Source organism: Neobacillus kokaensis (genome assembly GCF_014656545.1).
In the GTDB taxonomy this organism is placed as follows: domain Bacteria; phylum Bacillota; class Bacilli; order Bacillales; family Cytobacillaceae; genus Neobacillus; species Neobacillus kokaensis.
Map to the genome: position 1 here is coordinate 22,491 of NZ_BNDS01000002.1, position 17,427 is coordinate 39,917.

Consider the following 17,427-nt stretch of genomic DNA (forward strand, 5'->3'; position numbering starts at 1 on the left):
CTCTGGACGTGTTCCGGAGTCTAATTTATTTTCCAATAAAAAATAAGGGATGATTCACAATATGAATCATCCTTTGTTTTTTATACTAAGCTTGATATCTTAAGATTGGTTTACGAGCAGCAGTTGTTTCGTCAAGGCGGCCGACAACAGTTGTATGTGGTGCTTCTTGAACGATTTCCGGATTTTCTTCCGCTTCTTTGGCAATTTGGATCATAGCATCAACAAAAGCATCAAGCGTTTCTTTCGATTCTGTTTCAGTTGGCTCGATCATGATACATTCTTCCACATTTAATGGGAAGTAAATGGTTGGCGGATGATAGCCAAAATCTAGCAGGCGTTTTGCAATATCCAGCGTACGCACACCTAATTTCTTTTGACGCTTACCGCTTAAAACAAACTCATGCTTACAATGTTTATCAAATGGAAGATCGTAGAACTCTGCCAGTCTTCTCATCATGTAGTTAGCATTTAGCACGGCATATTCTGTTACCGCTTTGAGACCATCTGGACCCATGGAACGAATATACGTATAAGCACGTACATTAATGCCAAAGTTTCCATAAAACGGCTTCACACGTCCAATAGACTGAGGGCGGTCATAATCCAGTACATATTCATCCCCGCGTTTGTCAACGATTGGTTTTGGAAGGAATGGAATAAGATCAGCCTTTACCCCTACAGGACCTGAACCAGGACCGCCGCCGCCGTGTGGACCGGTAAATGTTTTATGAAGATTCAAGTGAACAACGTCAAAGCCCATGTCTCCAGGTCGAGCTTTTGAAAGAACAGCGTTTAAGTTGGCTCCATCATAATAAACCTTTCCGCCGGCTTCATGAATAATTTCTGCAATTTCAACAATATGCTCTTCAAATAATCCTAGTGTATTTGGATTAGTCAGCATTAAGGCAGCTGTATCTTCGCCTACCACTCTTCTTAAATCCTCAAGGTCAACAAGACCATTTTCATCCGATTTAACAGTAATCGTTTCAAGTCCTGCCACCGTTGCAGAAGCAGGGTTTGTACCATGGGCAGAATCTGGAATAATAACCTTGGTCCGCATCGTATCCCCATTTGCTTCATGGTAGGCACGAATCATCATTAACCCGGTCCATTCACCATGGGCTCCTGCCGCCGGCTGCAGGGTTACTTCATCCATACCGGTAATTTCTTTCAAATGCTGCTGAAGATCGTACATCAGTTCAAGTGCTCCCTGAACAGAACTTTCATCCTGAAGCGGATGAATATGTGCAAACCCATTATAGCGTGCAACACTTTCATTAATTTTAGGATTGTATTTCATCGTACAAGAGCCTAATGGATAAAAACCTGAATCTAAGCCATGATTTCTTTTTGAAAGGGAGGTATAATGGCGCATGATATCAAGCTCTGATACTTCTGGAAGTCCAGGCTCCTCTTCCCTTACATATCCATCTGGGAGAAGACCGGTTAAATCTGCTTCCGGAATATCCAATTCCGGCAGGCTATATCCGATTCGCCCTGATGTACTAAGTTCAAAAATCAGCTTCTGATCTTGATTATGCATGCAAATCCCCCAATTCTTTCACAAGAGTATCGATTTCTTCCTTCGTTCTTTGCTCTGTTACAGCAATCAGCATATGGTTAGCTAAATCAGGATAATCACGGCCTAAATCGTATCCGCCAATGATATCTTTTTCAAGCAGCTTTTGATTAACCTGCTTTACTGGATTATTTAACTTAACGACAAATTCATTGAATAAATGGCCATCATACACTACTTCAAAGCCAGCCGCTTTAAAAGCATTTTTAGCATAGTTTGCCTTTTGCAGATTGGCTGCAGCCATTTCACGAACACCGTTTTTACCAAGAGCCGTCATCGCCACAGATGCAGCAAGTGCATTCAATGCCTGGTTTGAACAAATATTCGATGTTGCTTTATCACGGCGGATATGCTGTTCACGAGCCTGAAGGGTTAGTACAAAACCACGGCGCCCTTCTTCATCTGTCGTCTGTCCGACAAGACGGCCAGGGACCTTTCTCATTAATTTGTTTGTGACAGCAAAATAACCGCAGTGTGGCCCGCCAAAAGCAGCTGGAATACCAAACGGCTGTGCATCCCCGACTACAATATCAGCTCCAAATTTTCCAGGAGGTGTTAATACCCCTAATGATAATGGATTGGAGGAGACAACAAACAACGCCTTTTGTTCATGAATAACTTCTTCCAGCTCTTTTAATGGTTCAATTCTTCCAAAAAAGTTTGGATATTGCACGATAACTGCAGCTGTATCCTTATTAACTAAATCCTTTAGTACGCTAACATCTGTAATGCCATCCTTCACCGGAACCTCAACTACTTCAAGGTATTGGCCCTTTGCATATGTTTTCAAAACGTCACGGTATTCCGGATGTACTGCGCTTGAAACAACAATCGTTTTGCGTTTTGTATGACCGGCACTTAGCATTGCTGACTCAGCAAGGGCAGTTCCGCCATCATACATGGAGGAGTTTGCCACATCCATGCCGGTTAATTCACAAATCATCGTTTGGAATTCAAAAATGGCCTGCAGCTCACCCTGTGATATTTCAGGCTGGTATGGTGTATATGCTGTATAGAATTCTGATCTTGAGATAACATGATCAACGATGATCGGCATATAATGATCGTAAACCCCAGCACCCAGGAATGACGCATTTTGTTTTAAGTCAGCGTTTTTTCCCGCAAGTTTAAACAATTCTTTCGTTAAAGCTGTTTCTGATTTTGCCGGTTTAATATTGTATTGCCCCTGGAATCTTACTTTTTCCGGAATATCACTGAACAGTTCATCGACAGTGGAAACACCAATTGTTTCAAGCATTGCCTTCTTATCTTGTTCAGTCATAGGTAAATAGCGATGTTTCATAACCTTAGCTCCCCTCATGTTTTACTTTTCTCGTTTATAAAATGGTGTTGGAATGATTTTTACTTTTAAACGTTTGCCGCGAATCTCTACCTCTAATTCCGAATCAAGTACTGCATTTTCAGATGAAATTAGAGCCAACCCGATATTTTTCTTTAGGGTTGGTGACTGTGTACCAGTAGTAACCTCCCCAATAAGCTCTTCTCCCTTATAAATAGGGTAGCCATGACGAGGAATACCGCGGTCGATCATTTCAATCCCGACAATTTTCCTTGGTACACCATTTTCCTTCTGCTTCGCTAAAGCAGTTTTACCAATAAAATCAGCTTCTTTATTTAGCTTCACGGCAAAACCAATACCGGCTTCAAGCGGGGAGATTTCCGCTGAGAGTTCTTGGCCATAAAGAGCTAGGTTGGCTTCAAATCGTAAAGTATCACGGGCACCTAATCCGCAAGGAATAACTCCTTCTTCTTTACCTGCCTCTAAAATGGCTTTCCAAATTTCAACTACATCATCTGCCTGGCAATACACCTCAAAACCATCTTCTCCAGTGTAACCGGTTCTGGATACAAGCGCCTTTTTGCCGCTAATTTCTACGTCCTGCTGGAACTTGAAGAAGCTGATGCTGCTTAAATCTGTTGAAGTAAGCTTTTGTAAGACCTTCTGGGCAAGCGGGCCTTGCAAAGCAACTTGAGCTGTTGTTTCTGAAAGATTTTTCAGTGACACATCACCTTCTATGTGTCTTTCCAGCCACTCGTAGTCTTTATCGATATTTGATGCGTTCACAACAAGAAGATAATGTTCTTCTTCCATTTTATATACAAGCAGATCATCAACAGTGCCGCCCGTTTCATAGCACATTGCGGTATATTGAGCAGCACCATTTTTGACCTTGGAAATATCGTTTGTCATCATCTTTTGTAAATAAGCTAAGCTGTCAGTACCTTTAACTTCAATCTCTCCCATATGAGAAACATCAAATAATCCAGCCTTTGTGCGGACAGCTTCATGTTCCTCTTTAATGCTTGAAAATTGGACAGGCAGCTCCCAACCGCCAAAGTCAATCGTTTTCCCCCTGTATTCCTTATAGACATCAAACAGTGGAGTACGTTTTAATTCTGTCATTCTTAAATCCCCCTTCATCTTTTACATATCCATTATTGTAAACTCTTTAAAAAGAGGTAAAGCACTTTTTCAGCTCATTTTATCCAGCTATTATTAGACTTTAAATAACTTTAAAATGCATAGAAAAAGGACAGAAAACTCCCTTGTAAAAAGGAAGTCTCTGTCCTTGCACCTGAAAGTTTAACCTAAAATGGCTTTCCCCGTGGGTGGCTGCTTTAGCAGCACTCTCCAGAGCTGCGTCAAACAAGAGTTCTTTTGCCTGAGAGATTCACAATTTCTGCTTGCTCCTTCGGCGCTACAAAAGTAGTCTCTCCCCTTGTCGTCATTCGCATTTATAATATTTTCCAATTTGGCCATACTAATTATACTTAAAAAAATAGATTTACGAATTTAAATATTTTAAACATTCAAAGCTAACTTCATCCTACCATTAGAAAGCATTTTGAGCAATAACATTTTACATAAAAGGAGCTGAAAACAATGTCCGCAGAGATTGAATTTGATTCCTCCTGGCAGGATGACTTTTTAGAACGAATAGATGACGATGGCCCTTGGGGAGATTGGCAGCTTTTTAAGCTGGCAATCGAAGTAGAAAAACATTTGGTCATCCCTGAATTTGAAGGCCTGCAGGCACCAAAACACTTACCTAATTTAACCCCGCTGCCGCATCAGCTTGAAACAGCAAAACAGGTGATAGAAAACATGAATGGAAAAGCCATTCTTGCTGATGAAGTCGGATTAGGAAAAACAATTGAGGCGGGATTAATTTTAAAAGAATACATGATTCGCGGTTTAGTTAAAAAAGTATTAATTCTTGTACCTGCTTCACTTGTCACCCAATGGGGCCAGGAATTAAACAGCAAATTTTTCATTCCCGCGATTACACAGAAAAAAAGCTATGTGTGGGAGCAATGTGATGTCGTTGTTTCCTCTATCGATACAGCTAAGCGAAACCCTCATCGGGACATTATTTACCAGCAGGACTATGACTTAATCATTATTGATGAGGCTCATAAGCTTAAAAATAATAAGACAAAAAACTATGAATTCGTGCAAAACTTAAAAAAGAAGTTTTGTTTACTATTGACCGCCACACCGATTCAGAACAGAGTAGAAGAAATTTTCAATCTTGTTTCACTATTAAAGCCTGGCCACTTAGGAAGCGAAACTGCTTTTTATGAAAAATACAAACGGGATTCACGTTCTTTAAATGACAACGAGCATTTGAAAGAATTGGTTAATAAGGTCATGATTCGTAATCGCCGTGCTGATACTGGAATTGAATGGACAAAGAGGCAAGTGGAAACAATTCCAATTGAATTTTCTCCAAGTGAACGGGAGCTATATGAGGACATATGCGGGTTGAAGAACGAAGGTGACTGGCTTGAGACAAGTGCATTCTCAGTGATGACATTACAGCGGGAAGCTTGCAGCAGCAGAGAGGCCGTTTTTTATACATTAAAAAATATGCTTCAAAGAAAGGAAAATCCATCTCAAGCATTTCAGCAGCAAATCGAGTATTTAATTAAAAAGGTGGAAGCCGTCCAGCAAAATTCAAAAGCGGAAAAAGCACTTGAATTAATCAAAAACATTAATGATAAGGTAATTATTTTCACAGAATACCGGGCCACTCAATTGTATCTGCAATGGTACTTAAAACAAAACGGGATTTCGTCTGTCCCTTTCCGTGGTGGTTTTAAACGCGGAAAAAAAGACTGGATGCGCGAGCTGTTTCAAAAGCATGCACAGGTCCTGATTGCCACTGAAGCTGGAGGTGAAGGTATTAACCTGCAATTCTGTCATCATATTATTAACTTTGATTTGCCATGGAACCCGATGAGGCTTGAGCAGCGGATTGGTCGTATTCACCGGCTCGGGCAGGAACATGATGTTATAATCTATAATTTTGCCATAAAAAACACCGTTGAAGAACATATTTTAAAGCTTCTATATGAAAAAATCGATTTATTTGAGCGGGTAATCGGCGAACTCGACGATATATTAACAAAGCTTGAGTTTGGAAATATTGAGGACCATTTAATAGATATTTTCGGTGCTTCTAGTTCCGAAGGAGAAATGCGAATTAAAATGGAAAACTTATCTTCAATGATTGAATTTGCCGAGAGTATGCAGAAAGGAGATTCACATGCAGCAGCAGGAAATTCATAACTTTCTTTTGCAATACTTTAAAGCCAACGATTGTCCAATTATAGAAAATAAACCAGGATACTTAACGGTCCAATTAACAATAGCACTTGATAAGGAGCTGATGAACCGCCCCTTTTACTGGCATTATCTAGAGAAAACCGGCGGCACACCGAATCCTATGAAATTAACCCTAATTACCAATCAGAAAGAAGCACCAGATAATCTTAAGGGAGAGATCATCCATTTTGGGTCGCCAAGACTTCATCAAATTTTTGCATCGTCAAAAAATTTAGCCAAGTATATTCGTCTTTATGAAAATCATCAGCATGGTCATCAGCAAACTCCTCTGCTCCCGTGGTTATGTTTGAATGTTAAAATATCCTACCAATGTGACCGAAAGCGTGACGAGTTTAAATCAATTGGTCTGCAGCTGATTAATGGAGCTATGGTGGAGGATTTCCACGACCGGCTCCTTAACATTCCGTTAACACCGAAAATACCGGACTATTCCTTCACCTTATCACCATTAGTAAGACCAAGAAGCGGAATAGCACGAATTGAAAACTATGTAAAATCAGAAATCATGAAGGAAGACCATACGTGGGCAGAAGAAGCTAAACAACGGTGGCAGAAGGACTTGCAGCTTCTTGACCATTTCTATGAAGACATTGAGGAAGAAAACGAAAGCTACGAAACAGAAAAAAAAGCTCTGCAAGACCAATACGAGCCAAAAATCAACATCTCCTTCATCAACGGCGGTCTTTTCTACTTAACGGATAGAGCGATATAGGGTGTCAGGCACCATGTGAAAATTCACATGGTGCCTGACACCCTTATGACTTTTTACCTATTTTCGAAATATTTTGGAAAAGATTGAAACAATCTTGCCATATAATCGTACTAACATATAGATGGATTTTGGGCGGGGTGATTAATTGTTTCGGTTTAACAGGTGTTCGGCAATGTTAACGATTATTTTGATATTATTTACCCAAATAGTAAGCGCCTGTGCACATAGGGAACAGCTAAAGGTGAAAATACCGGCAGGAAATAATAAGCCTAAAGATACCTCTCCCGCCAATGTAAGCGAATGGAAATTACCTATTTCAATTCCAGAGGGGGAATTCTACAAGTCAGCCGGCTGGCTTTCCGAATCAAAGATTCTTTTTATTACAAATCTTCAGCAAACATCTAATGTTTACCGCTATGATCTCTTATTAGGAAAAAGTGAATTGATTTATCACAGTGACCATCCTATAGTTACCTTACAGATTAGTCCATCTAAAAAGTATTTCTTGATCCATTCTGCCCCGTCATCCTATGAAGGAGTTATTACAGTCATTGATACAAATGGCAAAGAAAAGCTTAAAAAATCAATTGCGTCCTATGAATTAGCATTTGAATGGAATCCATTTGACGAATCTCAAATCCTCATATCCAAATTTGAGGAAGATTGGACCTTCCAAGTGCTTCTGATGAATTTAAAAAAATTTACGACTATGGATGTTTCTATACCGCAGCCTTTTATTAAATGGATGGCTGCAAAGCAAATTGCGTTTTTAAATTGGGAATATGACCATCCAGCACTAGATGCTCCCTTAACCAAGAAAGATTTAGAAGATGGAAAAGAGACCACATTGTTTAAAAATGTAACACAGTTTGCAGCATTTAAGGATGTTCTGATGACAGTGACTATAAATGAAGAAGATCAGTCACATGCAAATTATTCTTTTTATAATAGAACATTAAAAGAGATATTTAAGTTCTCAATTCCGCAGCTTACCAATTATTCTGATTGGTTAATACCATTTTTTGATTATACCGATACTACCGGACATTTTATCACCTTCCAGCCAATAAACAGCGGTGAAGCAGATACCTACAGAGAAGGTTTTAATCTTGTTGAATATGACCTAAGGAAAGGAATGCATCAAACGATTATGGATGGACTGGAAAACGAACCCATCACTGTATCCCCGTCAGGTAAAGCGATTCTTTACGGAAACAGCTTTGAACAAATCATTGACCTTCATGAAAAGAAAATTTATCAAATAGCAGCGGAATAAAAAAAGACTGTCGATAAGACAGTCTTTTTTTAGTGTGTTCCTGTAGGAAATCCTGAATGAATAATAGTCATGACCGTAAACCAGCCAAAAACTGCAAATGAAGCGACTCCCCAAAATGCACCTAAAAGATTTTTATTTTTTAGTGCGGTGAATCCACCAACAGCAGCAAGTATGGTTACAAGTGCAAAAATAATAACCAATCCCATGAATAATCCCCCTTTAAGGCTATCTTGCCCAATTTTTGAAGAAAATTATGTAACAATACTAAATACATTCGTTTCCTATTTTATATTTTTTTCCGTCATTTGTCGAGGGTTTAAAGGCATTCTTTATAACAGAGTTCACTTTTCATTCATGGCATTTCTTTTTCTCTTTCTTATAGATAGTGTAAAATAGGTATAAAGCGATTCTATTTGGAGGTACAAATGATGAAATGGCAGCAGCTCCCACTAGGGAGTATTCAAACCAATTGTTATATCGTAGAAAATCCTGACCGTTCATGTTTAATTTTTGATCCCGGGGGTGATGCAAAAAAGCTTATTAATCTGATTCATACTAGAGGGATAAAACCTTTGGCAATTTTATTAACTCATGCTCATTTTGACCATATCGGCGCTGTTGATGAGATTCGGGAAATGTATAAAATTCCTGTTTATGTTCATAAGCAGGAGGAAAAATGGCTGGGGGACCCTGCGTTAAACGGATCACAGTTCTTCCCGCTAATTGAACCATTAAAAGTAAAACCAGCTGACCACATTATAAACGAAGAAGGGCTCATGAAAATTGCTGATTTTGAGATGAGGGTTTATCATACACCGGGTCATTCTCCAGGAAGTTTGTCCTTTTATTTTGAAAACGAAGGTGTCGTCATCTCCGGTGATGCCTTATTCCAAGGCAGTATCGGACGGACTGATCTTCCAGGAGGTAATCAAACCCAGCTGTTAAAAAGCATCCACGATAAGCTCCTCACATTACCAGAAGATACATATGTATTATCGGGACATGGCGATGTGACCACCATTACCAATGAAATGGATAGCAATCCCTTTCTTAACGGATTTTGATGATTAAATAATAGAAAGACCCTTCTCATCGAGAAGGGTCTTTCTGGGGGATGTTCTATTCATATAATGGGAGGGGATATTGTTAAGCTACTAATTCTACAATATAATAAAGTATTCACTATGTCAATAGTGTTATTTAAGAGGAGTATGTATGATTACTTATTTACAGAACTTAATTTTAAAATCACCAAATCAATTAATTTCGTATGCAGATTTTATCGCGACAGCTCTTTATCATCCGGAATTTGGTTATTATATGACAGAAAAACAGAAAATTGGCCGGCAGGGTGACTTTATTACTACTAGTAATATTTCTGATGTATACGGGAGATTGATGGCTAAATGGTTTTCAGTTGTATGTAAAAAAAATAATTTGCCACCTAATTTTTGTGAAATCGGTGCTGGTAACGGCCGATTTGCTAAAGCTTTCTTACAAGAGTGGACAGAAAAAATAAATATGCCTCTACAATACCTTATCATTGAAACAAGTCCCTATCATAGAAAGCTGCAAAGTGAGGTACTAAATTCTTATCCGTCAGTTCGCCAAATGAATGACGTTACTGACTTGAAAAGCTTTGAAGGAATAATCTTTTCCAACGAACTTTTTGATGCATTGCCGGTTCATGTAATTGAAAAAGAAAACGGGACACTAAATGAAATTATGGTTGGTTTAAAAAACCAACAATTAGTAGAGCATAAAATTCCATTAGCGAACCAGGATATTCTTTCATTTTTGGAGAAAAATCAATCAACGTTACATGAAGGACAGCGTATGGAAATCCCCTTAGCAATGGACGTAATACTGAAGCAAATTTCTTCTAGTCTTACAAGAGGAATTGTTGTCACAGCTGATTACGGTTATACAACAGAGGAATGGCAGGACCCGAGAAGGTCCAGGGGAAGCTTGAGGGGATATTATCAACACAAAATGATTGATAATGTTTTAGTCAATCCCGGTGAAATGGATATTACCACCCATATCCACTTTGATCATCTGATTAAAAAAGGTGAACAATTTGATTTGCAATTTATTACAAAACTGAGACAAGATGAATTTTTATTGAAAGCCGGAATTTTAAAGGAATTAGAGGACCATTATGACCCAAACCCCTTTTCAGAAATAGGACGTAGAAACAGAGCCATCCGCAGCTTAATAATGCCTGGAGGAATCAGCTCATTTTTCCAAATCGTGATTCAACAAAAGGGCCTAGTGGAAATTACTACCCATCTATTTGAAGGATGAATAAAAAAACGCTGGAAAATTTCCAGCGTTTTCTCATCATTAATGTCCCCCGCCAAGCGGCATCATGAATGTAGTCCAGTATGTGAATCCTGCGAAAAAAATAGTTAAATAAGCTGCGAAAATATGTAAATACATACGCTCTGAAAGCTTTAAATAACTAAGAAGAACGAAGAACCCGGTTTGGGCTAGGAAAAGCATTGCTGTCTTATCCATGTCGCCAAGATAAAACATAACGGTAAAAATACCAGTCCAGAAACCACATACTCTAAACATGCGTTCCATATGTATCCCTCCTTTTACCCTACGAATACCATCAATACAATATTATAAGTAAAAGGCGGGGTAATGTAAATAATGGTTTCGTATTTAGTTTGTGACAAGTGCCTGATATGAGCATGCATCGCAGCCAGAAATCATATTTTCTTTTTCCAGCAGTTCAACCGAATCAAACAAGACTTCAAACATTCCTTTGAGAAATTCATGATGCATACTGCATACTGCCTCATGCTCTTCCGCAACTTCCTTAAATGGACAATTGAATATTTGGAAATAAATTTTTGTTTGATCACCGTTAGCATCAAATTCAGGATAGAAACCTGCAAGTGTAGCAGCATTTTTTAATATAGTTAGCTTTTCATCAAAATTTAATTCATCGCCAAATGACCTTTTAGCCATTTCTTGTTCAATTAATTCCGCCCCAAAACGCTTGCCTGTTAAAAACAAAGCCTGTTTTCCAGCTTCCCCAAGTGACAGCATAGTTTCAATGGCTACCTTCGATAACAGCATGTAGTCACGGAATGGGAAATGCAGCTGAATGACGTCATCAGATAAACGATACATTCTGCTCGGTCTTCCGCCTTTACCAGTTTTCTTTGTTTCTGATATAAGCATATTGACATCTTCCAGCTTCGACAAATGCAGTCTGGCTACATTTGGGTGGATATTGAAATTTTCCGCTACCTCCTGAACAGTTACCTCTTTATGACGTTTTGTAATGTATTGATAAATATAGTACCTTGTTGGATCTGATAACACGTTTGTAATTTTTAATGTTTGTTCCATCTTGGCTCACCTCGGACCCCATAATCTATTCCCATTATAATACAGCATGAAGAAAGAGGGAATGAGGTTAACAACGTAAACACTATAAGTTTAGAAAATGTTCACAATTACCGTCGATAGTTCGTAACAATTATTCCAAAATCGGGAAAATTGGGGACAAAAAAGCTCTAAGTTGTGAAAATTAAAACTTAGAGCTTCCTTTCCTAGTGGATTAGTGTTTCTTTCTACGCTTTACTTCAGAATAAACAACATATGGCAAAATCCCGAACCAGCGATACCAAAAAGAAGCTTTCGTTTGCTTTCTTTCCTGCCGCAATCGTTTCCGTTCTTCTTTTGGCTGATCAGCATATTTTACAATTGTTTGCGTCATATATTTCACATAGTCATTTGTTTTCAATGAATACACCTGCCCTTTTTACATTCAGTACAAGTATGTCCAGTTTTCTTCCTCTAAAAACAACGTTCTATTGCAATTCTGCCCATTTGATTAACTTCTTAGTGGCAATATCAAAAACACCACTCCCTACAACAGTTATTCCTGATTTTAAATGTAGTGTATAGTTAACCTTTTGGGTAATACCAGCAGGCGGCTCTGATTGATAGTTCATATCACCTTCTTGAAAATGAATGCTTCCCTTTCCTGGTATGCCCTTTTCCTCTTCCAGCATTTTCTCCATCTTTTTAACTGTTGATAAAAAATAGTATTCTTCTTTCAAGAGGGCTTCTGTTTCATGAACCAATTTTCTTTCAGAAAGAAGCCTTTCAACATTCATGGAGAAAAAAATTAAGAAGAGAATCAACAGGCATAATGTCAATGGGTAGGTAAATCCTTTTTCGTTATATTTCATGTGCCGGCCTTCCATTCCACTAATGAATAGGCAATTACTGAATGTTCTTTTCCCCATTTATCAATAACAATTACCTTAACAGCATTTGGTAAAAGTGCGAAGGAATACTTTGCAACATTTTGCAGAACAATCTCATGCCCAGTAAAATTTACTCTCCTGCGCAAGTTTGTTTCGTATTGATCATAAAGGATGGTTTCCGATCCTTTGGTAAGAATTAATTGCCCTTCTCCAGAACCTAACTTTACTTGTGTTGATAAGCGTATTTCTTTTTTTAACTGGCTGCAAAAAACCTCCCATTCCATCGCCTGCAGCTTTACCTGGCTTTCCTTTTGATCAAGGATGACATGAAAAATGGGTGTGATAAAGAAAATAATGATCATAAAAATCGTTAAAGCAAAAAGAGCCTCAATCAATGTAAATGCTTGGTCATTCCAGTTTACCGCAGATTTCAATTTGGGAGTGGCTGGTGTTTTTAGTAACACTTACGCATACCTCCTTTAGACCGCCCTCCTCTGAGTCCGACCATTGAATTTGATATAAAATGTTGTTTTGAATAAAGTTTTTATCCCCAAATCCTTTCGAATCATTTAATTTTGCCTGCATTTCTTCATACATAATCTGCCGTGCTGTTTTTTCCAGCTCAAGGGCTGAGGATTGTGCTCTAAGATCCATTAATAATGGGATAAAATAGATACAAAGCATAAACATGGCAGATAACGATAACAACAATTCCAGTAAGAAAAATCCTTCATTGTTCCGCAACATAAAATCGGCCCCTGCCAATTAAAAAGGTTAAGCGATACACTTTATTATTCGTTCGAATATAAAAGGAACCAAACTTGCTTACATTTCCATTCGGCAGAAATTTAATTGTTAATGGAATGGTCCCTTCAGTTAAATAAAAACTTTTTGAATAGCTTCGTTGTAAAAAAGGGGGAAGCTCCGTCCTCTCAGAAAGTTTATAAAAATATTGATTCTGCATAATAATAAATAATACTTCATGTTGATGGGACAATGCGTAATTTTGAGCATAATACAAGTCGGCCTGTAATTGCGTTAAAAAAGCTTCATCCTCAAGCATGGTATGTTCCGGCTTTAAAGAGAAAACTGTTACGGTGGATAAGATCATAAAGACCGAAAGAACAATAAGTGACTCCGCTAAAGTGAAACCTTTTTGGTTGTTTTTCATTATGAAGCGCTTGATTGGGCGACTGCTGTAACTTCCCCTGTTGTCTCGTCTATTTTAACTTCTTTTCCATTAGGACAGCCTTTAGTTTCATCATTAATGTAGCCTTCACTTTTTAGTAATGCTAGAGTAGGAATTTCATTTTTATCCAACCGATACGCCTGTACCTCCGCCTGAACCATCTTCACGTAAGCTTCACAGCCTTTGTTATTAATATTAGAATTATGTTTTGCAACGTTTGGAATCGTGATTATTAATAGAACAGAAATGACTAACATAACAATCATCATTTCAATCAAGGTGAATCCTTTTTCATTTTTTAATAATTTTACCTTCATTTTGTTAACCTCCAGTTTTCAAATTCCATCTAATAAATGAAACATTGGCAAAAGAATGGCTAAATACATGGACACAACAAGGAAGCCGATAAACAGGTATAAAATCGGTTGGACAGTTCTCAAGCTTTTTTCAATGATTTCTTCCATATTCACAACGCAATGCTTGCTGAAAAATAATAATTCCTGTTCTAATTTTCCATTTTCTTGACCGTGCTTTACAATCATTGGGAATTCCCTCTCAAAGAAGCAGAAAGAGGCTAAAATCGTTTCCAATCTCTCACCGGTGATCAGCTTCAATTTAATTTCCCGACCCAATTCACTGTAAAAGGGCTGTCGTTTATTTTTTTCAAAGAGAATGAGTGCTTCAGAAACGGAAATGCCGCCGGATAATAGAAAACTTAACTGAATGGAAAAATAGTGGGTAAACAGCAATTTGAGGATTCTGCCGGTTATTGGGAGGCGGGCAAGGAGTGTCCGCTGCTTCAAAACGGATAATTTACGGAAGCTGAAAAAATAATAAATTGCTGTTAACAATAGGGACAATAGCAGCATTTCAAAAACAATCGGAAAATATTCGTCAAAGGCATAGATAACTTTAGTAAAAAAATTTGCTTCTAAACCCAGTGATGTAAATAAAGTTGTAAACCTTGGCAGCAATGTTTTTTGCACAAATACAAAAAGTAATCCTGTAATCATAATGAGCAGCAATGGATACTGAAGTAATTTAAATAGTTTCTTTACATCTTTATCCCTCAAGAGCGCTAAACTGCTTCCTTCGAGCAGTGCTTCGGCAAAACTGCCATGTTGTTCAGCAAAATAAACATAGCCGATTAAATCCTGATGAAATCCTAAGCCTTCAAGTACATCATGAAACTTGTGCCCTTTCCGTAATTCAACTAAACAATCATGTAACTCCCCCTTTCGATAATCGGGTAAATGTAATGATATGGATTCAATTGCATCAGCAATTGGGTAACCCCTAGCCAAGAGCTCTCCTATTCTTCTTAAAAAGCTTGCCTGCTCATGGACCGACCATTTATGCTTCTTCATCGTCGTACACCAGCCGGTCATATTCAGATGGTTGAATATAGCCAAGTGCAATCCCTTTTTTAATTACATCTTTTAATGTCCTATAGTTTGTTTCAATCATTTCTCCCTTAGCTGCCCTCATCGCAGCAGTTAAGTTTCTTCCTGATAACAGTTCAAATACACTCGCTCTTTTCCATCTGCCTCCCGAATAACAATGTGGCGGACATTCGCCTTCACAAAATGGGCAAATTAATTCGACCAATCTCTGGGCGGTAACGGCTATTAAGGTTTGTTCTACTTCTAACCAGTTCACCCCAAATTCCCTCAGGCGGAAAACCGCGCCTTTCGCATCTCTTGTATGCATTGTTGAAAGTACTAAATGCCCCGTCAAAGCAGCACGCACAGCAATTTTAGCGGTTTCTGCATCCCTGATTTCCCCCACCATAATAATATCTGGGTCATGACGAAGAATCGCCTTTAAACCAGCAGCATACGTAACCCCTGCTTTTTCATTTACCTGTACCTGCAGGACAGAATCATAGTTTTTTTCAACGGGGTCTTCAAGTGTAATGACATTGCGGTGAAATAGGTGAGCCGTTTCATTTAATAACGAATACAAGGTTGTCGTTTTCCCGGATCCGGTCGGTCCGGTAAATATGATTAAACCGTGAGCATGTTTGAGCAGAGCTAATAATTTGCGTGTCATTGATGGGAAGAGTGATAGCTGGTGAAAAGGGATTTGATCTTGCTGCGGCAAAAGGCGAATGACAAGGCTTTCTCTGCTGTTAGAAGGAAGGGTAGATAGCCTCAGCCCCATTAATTGGCCGTTAACATCACAAACAATCGCACCGCTTTGCGGGCGTCTTCGTTCTCCGATATCCATATTCGCTGTAAATTTAAAATGGGAAATCAATCTGTCGCATTCATCTTTTGGAAGTGATAATCGTGGAATCAGTTTGTTCGTTAACCGAATTTGCACTAGGGTGTCATTCTTACGAGGTATAATGTGAATATCTGTCGCTTGGTTTCTTGCCGCATCTGTAATGATTCTGTTCGCTAAAATTTCAATCTCACTAACAATTGGAACCACCACCTTTTTGTTTTATCATAGCCTAAAATTCGACAGCCTTCTATCATTTTCTTCTTTCTTTTTAAAAAATTTATTCCTTTGTGAAAAATTTGTGTACAAAAAAACCTGCTAATGCAGGTTCGTTAATTTCCTAAGTTATTCTTGATTAGCCACGAAGCACCAATGACGCCTGCATCATTCCCTAACGTTGCGAGAGCTAATTCTGTGGAGTCCCGGACGGAAGAAAAGGCAAACCGTTCAAATTGATTTCTCACAGCACTAAGCAGGATTTCTCCGGCCTTTGAGACACCGCCGCCAAGAACGATTTTTTCTGGATTTAGAGTATTGGCAATATTCGCCAAAGTAAAACCTAAATGGAAGGCAACTTCATCTAACACTTGTATAGCTAGCAGATCGCCATTCCGGGCACAATCAAAAACATCTTTAGCCGAAATACGGCCATTGTCCTTATTTTTTTCAAATAATTCTCCTCGTGCACCATGTTTTCCAAGAGCTTCATTGGCTAATCTTACTATCCCCGTTGCCGATGCCACCGTTTCAAGGCAGCCAGATTTCCCACAATTACACGGAGCCCCGCCTACAGGAATAGATGTGATATGTCCAATTTCCCCTGCTGCACCGTTAATTCCTTGGACTATATTTCCGTTAGCGATAACACCCCCGCCCACACCCGTTCCTAATGTTACACAAACAATATCCCTTGCACCGTTTCCAGCACCCTTCCACATCTCGCCTAACGCGGCACAGTTTGCATCATTTTCAATCATAGACGGAAGGGATGTTGATTCTTCAAGGCTGGCTTGCAGCGGAAAATTACTTTGCCAGCCTAAATTGACCGCATTTAAGATAACACCCGTTTCATAATTTACAGGTCCCGGAGCTCCCATTCCTACTCCTGCCAGCTGGTCTTTTTCCCGACCAAGTTCTATTAATTTCTTAGAAATTGAATTTGCTATATTAATCGTGATGTTTTTCCCCTCATTGCTATTATCAGTAGGGATTTCCCATTTTTCAATGATCTCCCCATCCATTGTAATAAACGCAATTTTAGTTGTAGTACCGCCTAAATCAACACCAGCTATCCAGTCTTTAGCCAATTTCCCTCACCTATCTTCTTTCTTTTCTTTTGTCTTTCTCCATTTGAATTTCATGTCTTAATATCAAAAGGGCTGTCTGGAAGTCACGCGTTTCGATTAACTGCGATTTATATAGCTCTTTTAATTCCGCTTCCATTAGCTCAAGATCTGCAATTCGGTCGCCAATGTAAATAATCGTACCGAACAGTTTTAAATATTGCTGTATCTCATAGACTGTTTTCATCTAGGAGGGCCCCCTGCCTTTAAAGTTAC

Annotated in this window: 21 protein-coding genes and 1 riboswitch; of the genes, 5 read left to right on the forward strand and 16 right to left on the reverse strand. The window is 38.8% G+C overall.

Annotated features, from left to right (window positions below; all coding sequences use genetic code 11):
- Window positions 1–85: 85 nt before the first annotated feature.
- From gcvPB to gcvT, 3 genes are read right to left on the reverse strand one after another with little or no spacing between them, the layout of a single operon-like run.
- On the reverse strand, window positions 86–1,543 hold the full coding sequence (gene gcvPB, locus IE222_RS02545; protein ID WP_191269427.1) for an aminomethyl-transferring glycine dehydrogenase subunit GcvPB: 1,458 nt from the start codon (window positions 1,541–1,543) through the stop codon (window positions 86–88).
- Complete coding sequence (gcvPA, locus tag IE222_RS02550; RefSeq protein WP_191269429.1) at window positions 1,536–2,882, reverse strand: aminomethyl-transferring glycine dehydrogenase subunit GcvPA; 1,347 nt, start codon at window positions 2,880–2,882, stop codon at window positions 1,536–1,538. The genes gcvPB and gcvPA overlap by 8 nt, the downstream gene beginning before the upstream one ends.
- A 21-nt stretch (window positions 2,883–2,903) precedes the next feature.
- On the reverse strand, window positions 2,904–4,004 hold the full coding sequence (gcvT, locus tag IE222_RS02555; RefSeq protein WP_191269431.1) for a glycine cleavage system aminomethyltransferase GcvT: 1,101 nt from the start codon (window positions 4,002–4,004) through the stop codon (window positions 2,904–2,906).
- Window positions 4,005–4,241: 237 nt separating this feature from the next.
- A riboswitch (glycine riboswitch) is annotated at window positions 4,242–4,330 on the reverse strand.
- Between the two features lie 154 nt (window positions 4,331–4,484).
- Between gcvT and IE222_RS02560 the strand changes: the two genes are divergently transcribed.
- The 3 genes from IE222_RS02560 to IE222_RS02570 all read left to right on the forward strand — a co-directional run bounded on the left by IE222_RS02560 (window position 4,485) and on the right by IE222_RS02570 (window position 8,218).
- Complete coding sequence (locus IE222_RS02560) at window positions 4,485–6,173, forward strand: DEAD/DEAH box helicase (RefSeq protein ID WP_191269433.1); 1,689 nt, start codon at window positions 4,485–4,487, stop codon at window positions 6,171–6,173.
- Window positions 6,151–6,942 (forward strand): YqhG family protein, encoded by a 792-nt coding sequence (locus IE222_RS02565; RefSeq protein ID WP_191269435.1) that lies wholly within the window; start codon window positions 6,151–6,153, stop codon window positions 6,940–6,942. The genes IE222_RS02560 and IE222_RS02565 overlap by 23 nt, the downstream gene beginning before the upstream one ends.
- Before the next feature lie 172 nt (window positions 6,943–7,114).
- Window positions 7,115–8,218: a YqgU-like beta propeller domain-containing protein gene (locus IE222_RS02570; RefSeq protein ID WP_191269437.1), complete on the forward strand. Its 1,104-nt coding sequence runs from the start codon at window positions 7,115–7,117 to the stop codon at window positions 8,216–8,218.
- Between the two features lie 29 nt (window positions 8,219–8,247).
- Here IE222_RS02570 and IE222_RS02575 read toward each other — a convergent pair whose 3' ends face one another.
- Window positions 8,248–8,424, reverse strand: coding sequence for a DUF2759 domain-containing protein (locus IE222_RS02575; RefSeq protein WP_191269439.1), 177 nt, complete (start codon window positions 8,422–8,424; stop codon window positions 8,248–8,250).
- A gap of 222 nt (window positions 8,425–8,646) precedes the next feature.
- Between IE222_RS02575 and IE222_RS02580 the strand changes: the two genes are divergently transcribed.
- Window positions 8,647–9,282, forward strand: a complete 636-nt coding sequence (locus tag IE222_RS02580; RefSeq protein ID WP_191269441.1) for an MBL fold metallo-hydrolase — start codon at window positions 8,647–8,649, stop codon at window positions 9,280–9,282.
- Between the two features lie 151 nt (window positions 9,283–9,433).
- Entirely contained in the window at window positions 9,434–10,525 is a 1,092-nt protein-coding gene (locus tag IE222_RS02585) for a class I SAM-dependent methyltransferase (protein ID WP_191269443.1), read from the forward strand.
- Window positions 10,526–10,564: 39 nt separating this feature from the next.
- On the opposite strand, the gene IE222_RS02590 is transcribed toward IE222_RS02585, so the two are convergent.
- The 12 genes from IE222_RS02590 to IE222_RS02645 form a co-directional block, all read right to left on the reverse strand.
- Window positions 10,565–10,807 (reverse strand): DUF2626 domain-containing protein, encoded by a 243-nt coding sequence (locus tag IE222_RS02590; RefSeq protein ID WP_191269445.1) that lies wholly within the window; start codon window positions 10,805–10,807, stop codon window positions 10,565–10,567.
- An 84-nt stretch (window positions 10,808–10,891) separates the two neighbouring features.
- A complete protein-coding gene (locus IE222_RS02595; RefSeq protein WP_191269447.1) occupies window positions 10,892–11,587 on the reverse strand; it encodes a helix-turn-helix transcriptional regulator in 696 nt (231 codons plus the stop codon).
- Between the two features lie 211 nt (window positions 11,588–11,798).
- Window positions 11,799–11,984, reverse strand: a complete 186-nt coding sequence (locus IE222_RS02600; protein ID WP_191269449.1) for a YqzE family protein — start codon at window positions 11,982–11,984, stop codon at window positions 11,799–11,801.
- 67 nt (window positions 11,985–12,051) lie between these two features.
- Window positions 12,052–12,435 carry a competence type IV pilus minor pilin ComGG gene (comGG, locus tag IE222_RS02605; protein ID WP_191269451.1) on the reverse strand — a complete coding sequence of 128 codons (384 nt, stop codon included), beginning with the start codon at window positions 12,433–12,435 and terminating at the stop codon, window positions 12,052–12,054.
- Window positions 12,432–12,917: a competence type IV pilus minor pilin ComGF gene (gene comGF, locus IE222_RS02610; RefSeq protein ID WP_223282558.1), complete on the reverse strand. Its 486-nt coding sequence runs from the start codon at window positions 12,915–12,917 to the stop codon at window positions 12,432–12,434. Before comGF ends, comGG begins: the two co-directional genes overlap by 4 nt.
- Window positions 12,862–13,200 (reverse strand): hypothetical protein, encoded by a 339-nt coding sequence (locus tag IE222_RS02615; RefSeq protein WP_191269453.1) that lies wholly within the window; start codon window positions 13,198–13,200, stop codon window positions 12,862–12,864. The genes comGF and IE222_RS02615 overlap by 56 nt, the downstream gene beginning before the upstream one ends.
- Window positions 13,184–13,624, reverse strand: coding sequence for a competence type IV pilus minor pilin ComGD (comGD, locus tag IE222_RS02620; protein WP_191269455.1), 441 nt, complete (start codon window positions 13,622–13,624; stop codon window positions 13,184–13,186). The genes IE222_RS02615 and comGD overlap by 17 nt, the downstream gene beginning before the upstream one ends.
- Entirely contained in the window at window positions 13,624–13,959 is a 336-nt protein-coding gene (comGC, locus tag IE222_RS02625; RefSeq protein WP_191269457.1) for a competence type IV pilus major pilin ComGC, read from the reverse strand. The genes comGD and comGC overlap by 1 nt, the downstream gene beginning before the upstream one ends.
- Before the next feature lie 18 nt (window positions 13,960–13,977).
- Window positions 13,978–15,009, reverse strand: coding sequence for a competence type IV pilus assembly protein ComGB (gene comGB / locus IE222_RS02630; RefSeq protein WP_191269459.1), 1,032 nt, complete (start codon window positions 15,007–15,009; stop codon window positions 13,978–13,980).
- Window positions 14,996–16,081 (reverse strand): competence type IV pilus ATPase ComGA, encoded by a 1,086-nt coding sequence (gene comGA / locus IE222_RS02635; protein WP_191269460.1) that lies wholly within the window; start codon window positions 16,079–16,081, stop codon window positions 14,996–14,998. The genes comGB and comGA overlap by 14 nt, the downstream gene beginning before the upstream one ends.
- A 119-nt stretch (window positions 16,082–16,200) precedes the next feature.
- Entirely contained in the window at window positions 16,201–17,175 is a 975-nt protein-coding gene (locus IE222_RS02640; RefSeq protein ID WP_191269462.1) for an ROK family glucokinase, read from the reverse strand.
- Window positions 17,176–17,185: 10 nt separating this feature from the next.
- Complete coding sequence (locus IE222_RS02645; RefSeq protein ID WP_191269464.1) at window positions 17,186–17,398, reverse strand: YqgQ family protein; 213 nt, start codon at window positions 17,396–17,398, stop codon at window positions 17,186–17,188.
- Window positions 17,399–17,427: the final 29 nt, after the last annotated feature.

Bases quoted from the DNA above. Each gene is read 5' to 3' on its own strand.
- gcvPB (WP_191269427.1), bottom strand. From the start codon at position 1,543: ATGCATAATCAAGATCAGAAGCTGATTTTTGAACTTAGTACATCAGGG.
- gcvPA (WP_191269429.1), bottom strand. From the start codon at position 2,882: ATGAAACATCGCTATTTACCTATGACTGAACAAGATAAGAAGGCAATG.
- gcvT (WP_191269431.1), bottom strand. From the start codon at position 4,004: ATGACAGAATTAAAACGTACTCCACTGTTTGATGTCTATAAGGAATAC.
- IE222_RS02560 (WP_191269433.1), top strand. From the start codon at position 4,485: ATGTCCGCAGAGATTGAATTTGATTCCTCCTGGCAGGATGACTTTTTA.
- IE222_RS02565 (WP_191269435.1), top strand. From the start codon at position 6,151: ATGCAGCAGCAGGAAATTCATAACTTTCTTTTGCAATACTTTAAAGCC.
- IE222_RS02570 (WP_191269437.1), top strand. From the start codon at position 7,115: ATGTTAACGATTATTTTGATATTATTTACCCAAATAGTAAGCGCCTGT.
- IE222_RS02575 (WP_191269439.1), bottom strand. From the start codon at position 8,424: ATGGGATTGGTTATTATTTTTGCACTTGTAACCATACTTGCTGCTGTT.
- IE222_RS02580 (WP_191269441.1), top strand. From the start codon at position 8,647: ATGAAATGGCAGCAGCTCCCACTAGGGAGTATTCAAACCAATTGTTAT.
- IE222_RS02585 (WP_191269443.1), top strand. From the start codon at position 9,434: ATGATTACTTATTTACAGAACTTAATTTTAAAATCACCAAATCAATTA.
- IE222_RS02590 (WP_191269445.1), bottom strand. From the start codon at position 10,807: ATGGAACGCATGTTTAGAGTATGTGGTTTCTGGACTGGTATTTTTACC.
- IE222_RS02595 (WP_191269447.1), bottom strand. From the start codon at position 11,587: ATGGAACAAACATTAAAAATTACAAACGTGTTATCAGATCCAACAAGG.
- comGG (WP_191269451.1), bottom strand. From the start codon at position 12,435: ATGAAATATAACGAAAAAGGATTTACCTACCCATTGACATTATGCCTG.
- IE222_RS02615 (WP_191269453.1), bottom strand. From the start codon at position 13,200: ATGTTGCGGAACAATGAAGGATTTTTCTTACTGGAATTGTTGTTATCG.
- comGD (WP_191269455.1), bottom strand. From the start codon at position 13,624: ATGAAAAACAACCAAAAAGGTTTCACTTTAGCGGAGTCACTTATTGTT.
- comGC (WP_191269457.1), bottom strand. From the start codon at position 13,959: ATGAAGGTAAAATTATTAAAAAATGAAAAAGGATTCACCTTGATTGAA.
- comGB (WP_191269459.1), bottom strand. From the start codon at position 15,009: ATGAAGAAGCATAAATGGTCGGTCCATGAGCAGGCAAGCTTTTTAAGA.
- IE222_RS02645 (WP_191269464.1), bottom strand. From the start codon at position 17,398: ATGAAAACAGTCTATGAGATACAGCAATATTTAAAACTGTTCGGTACG.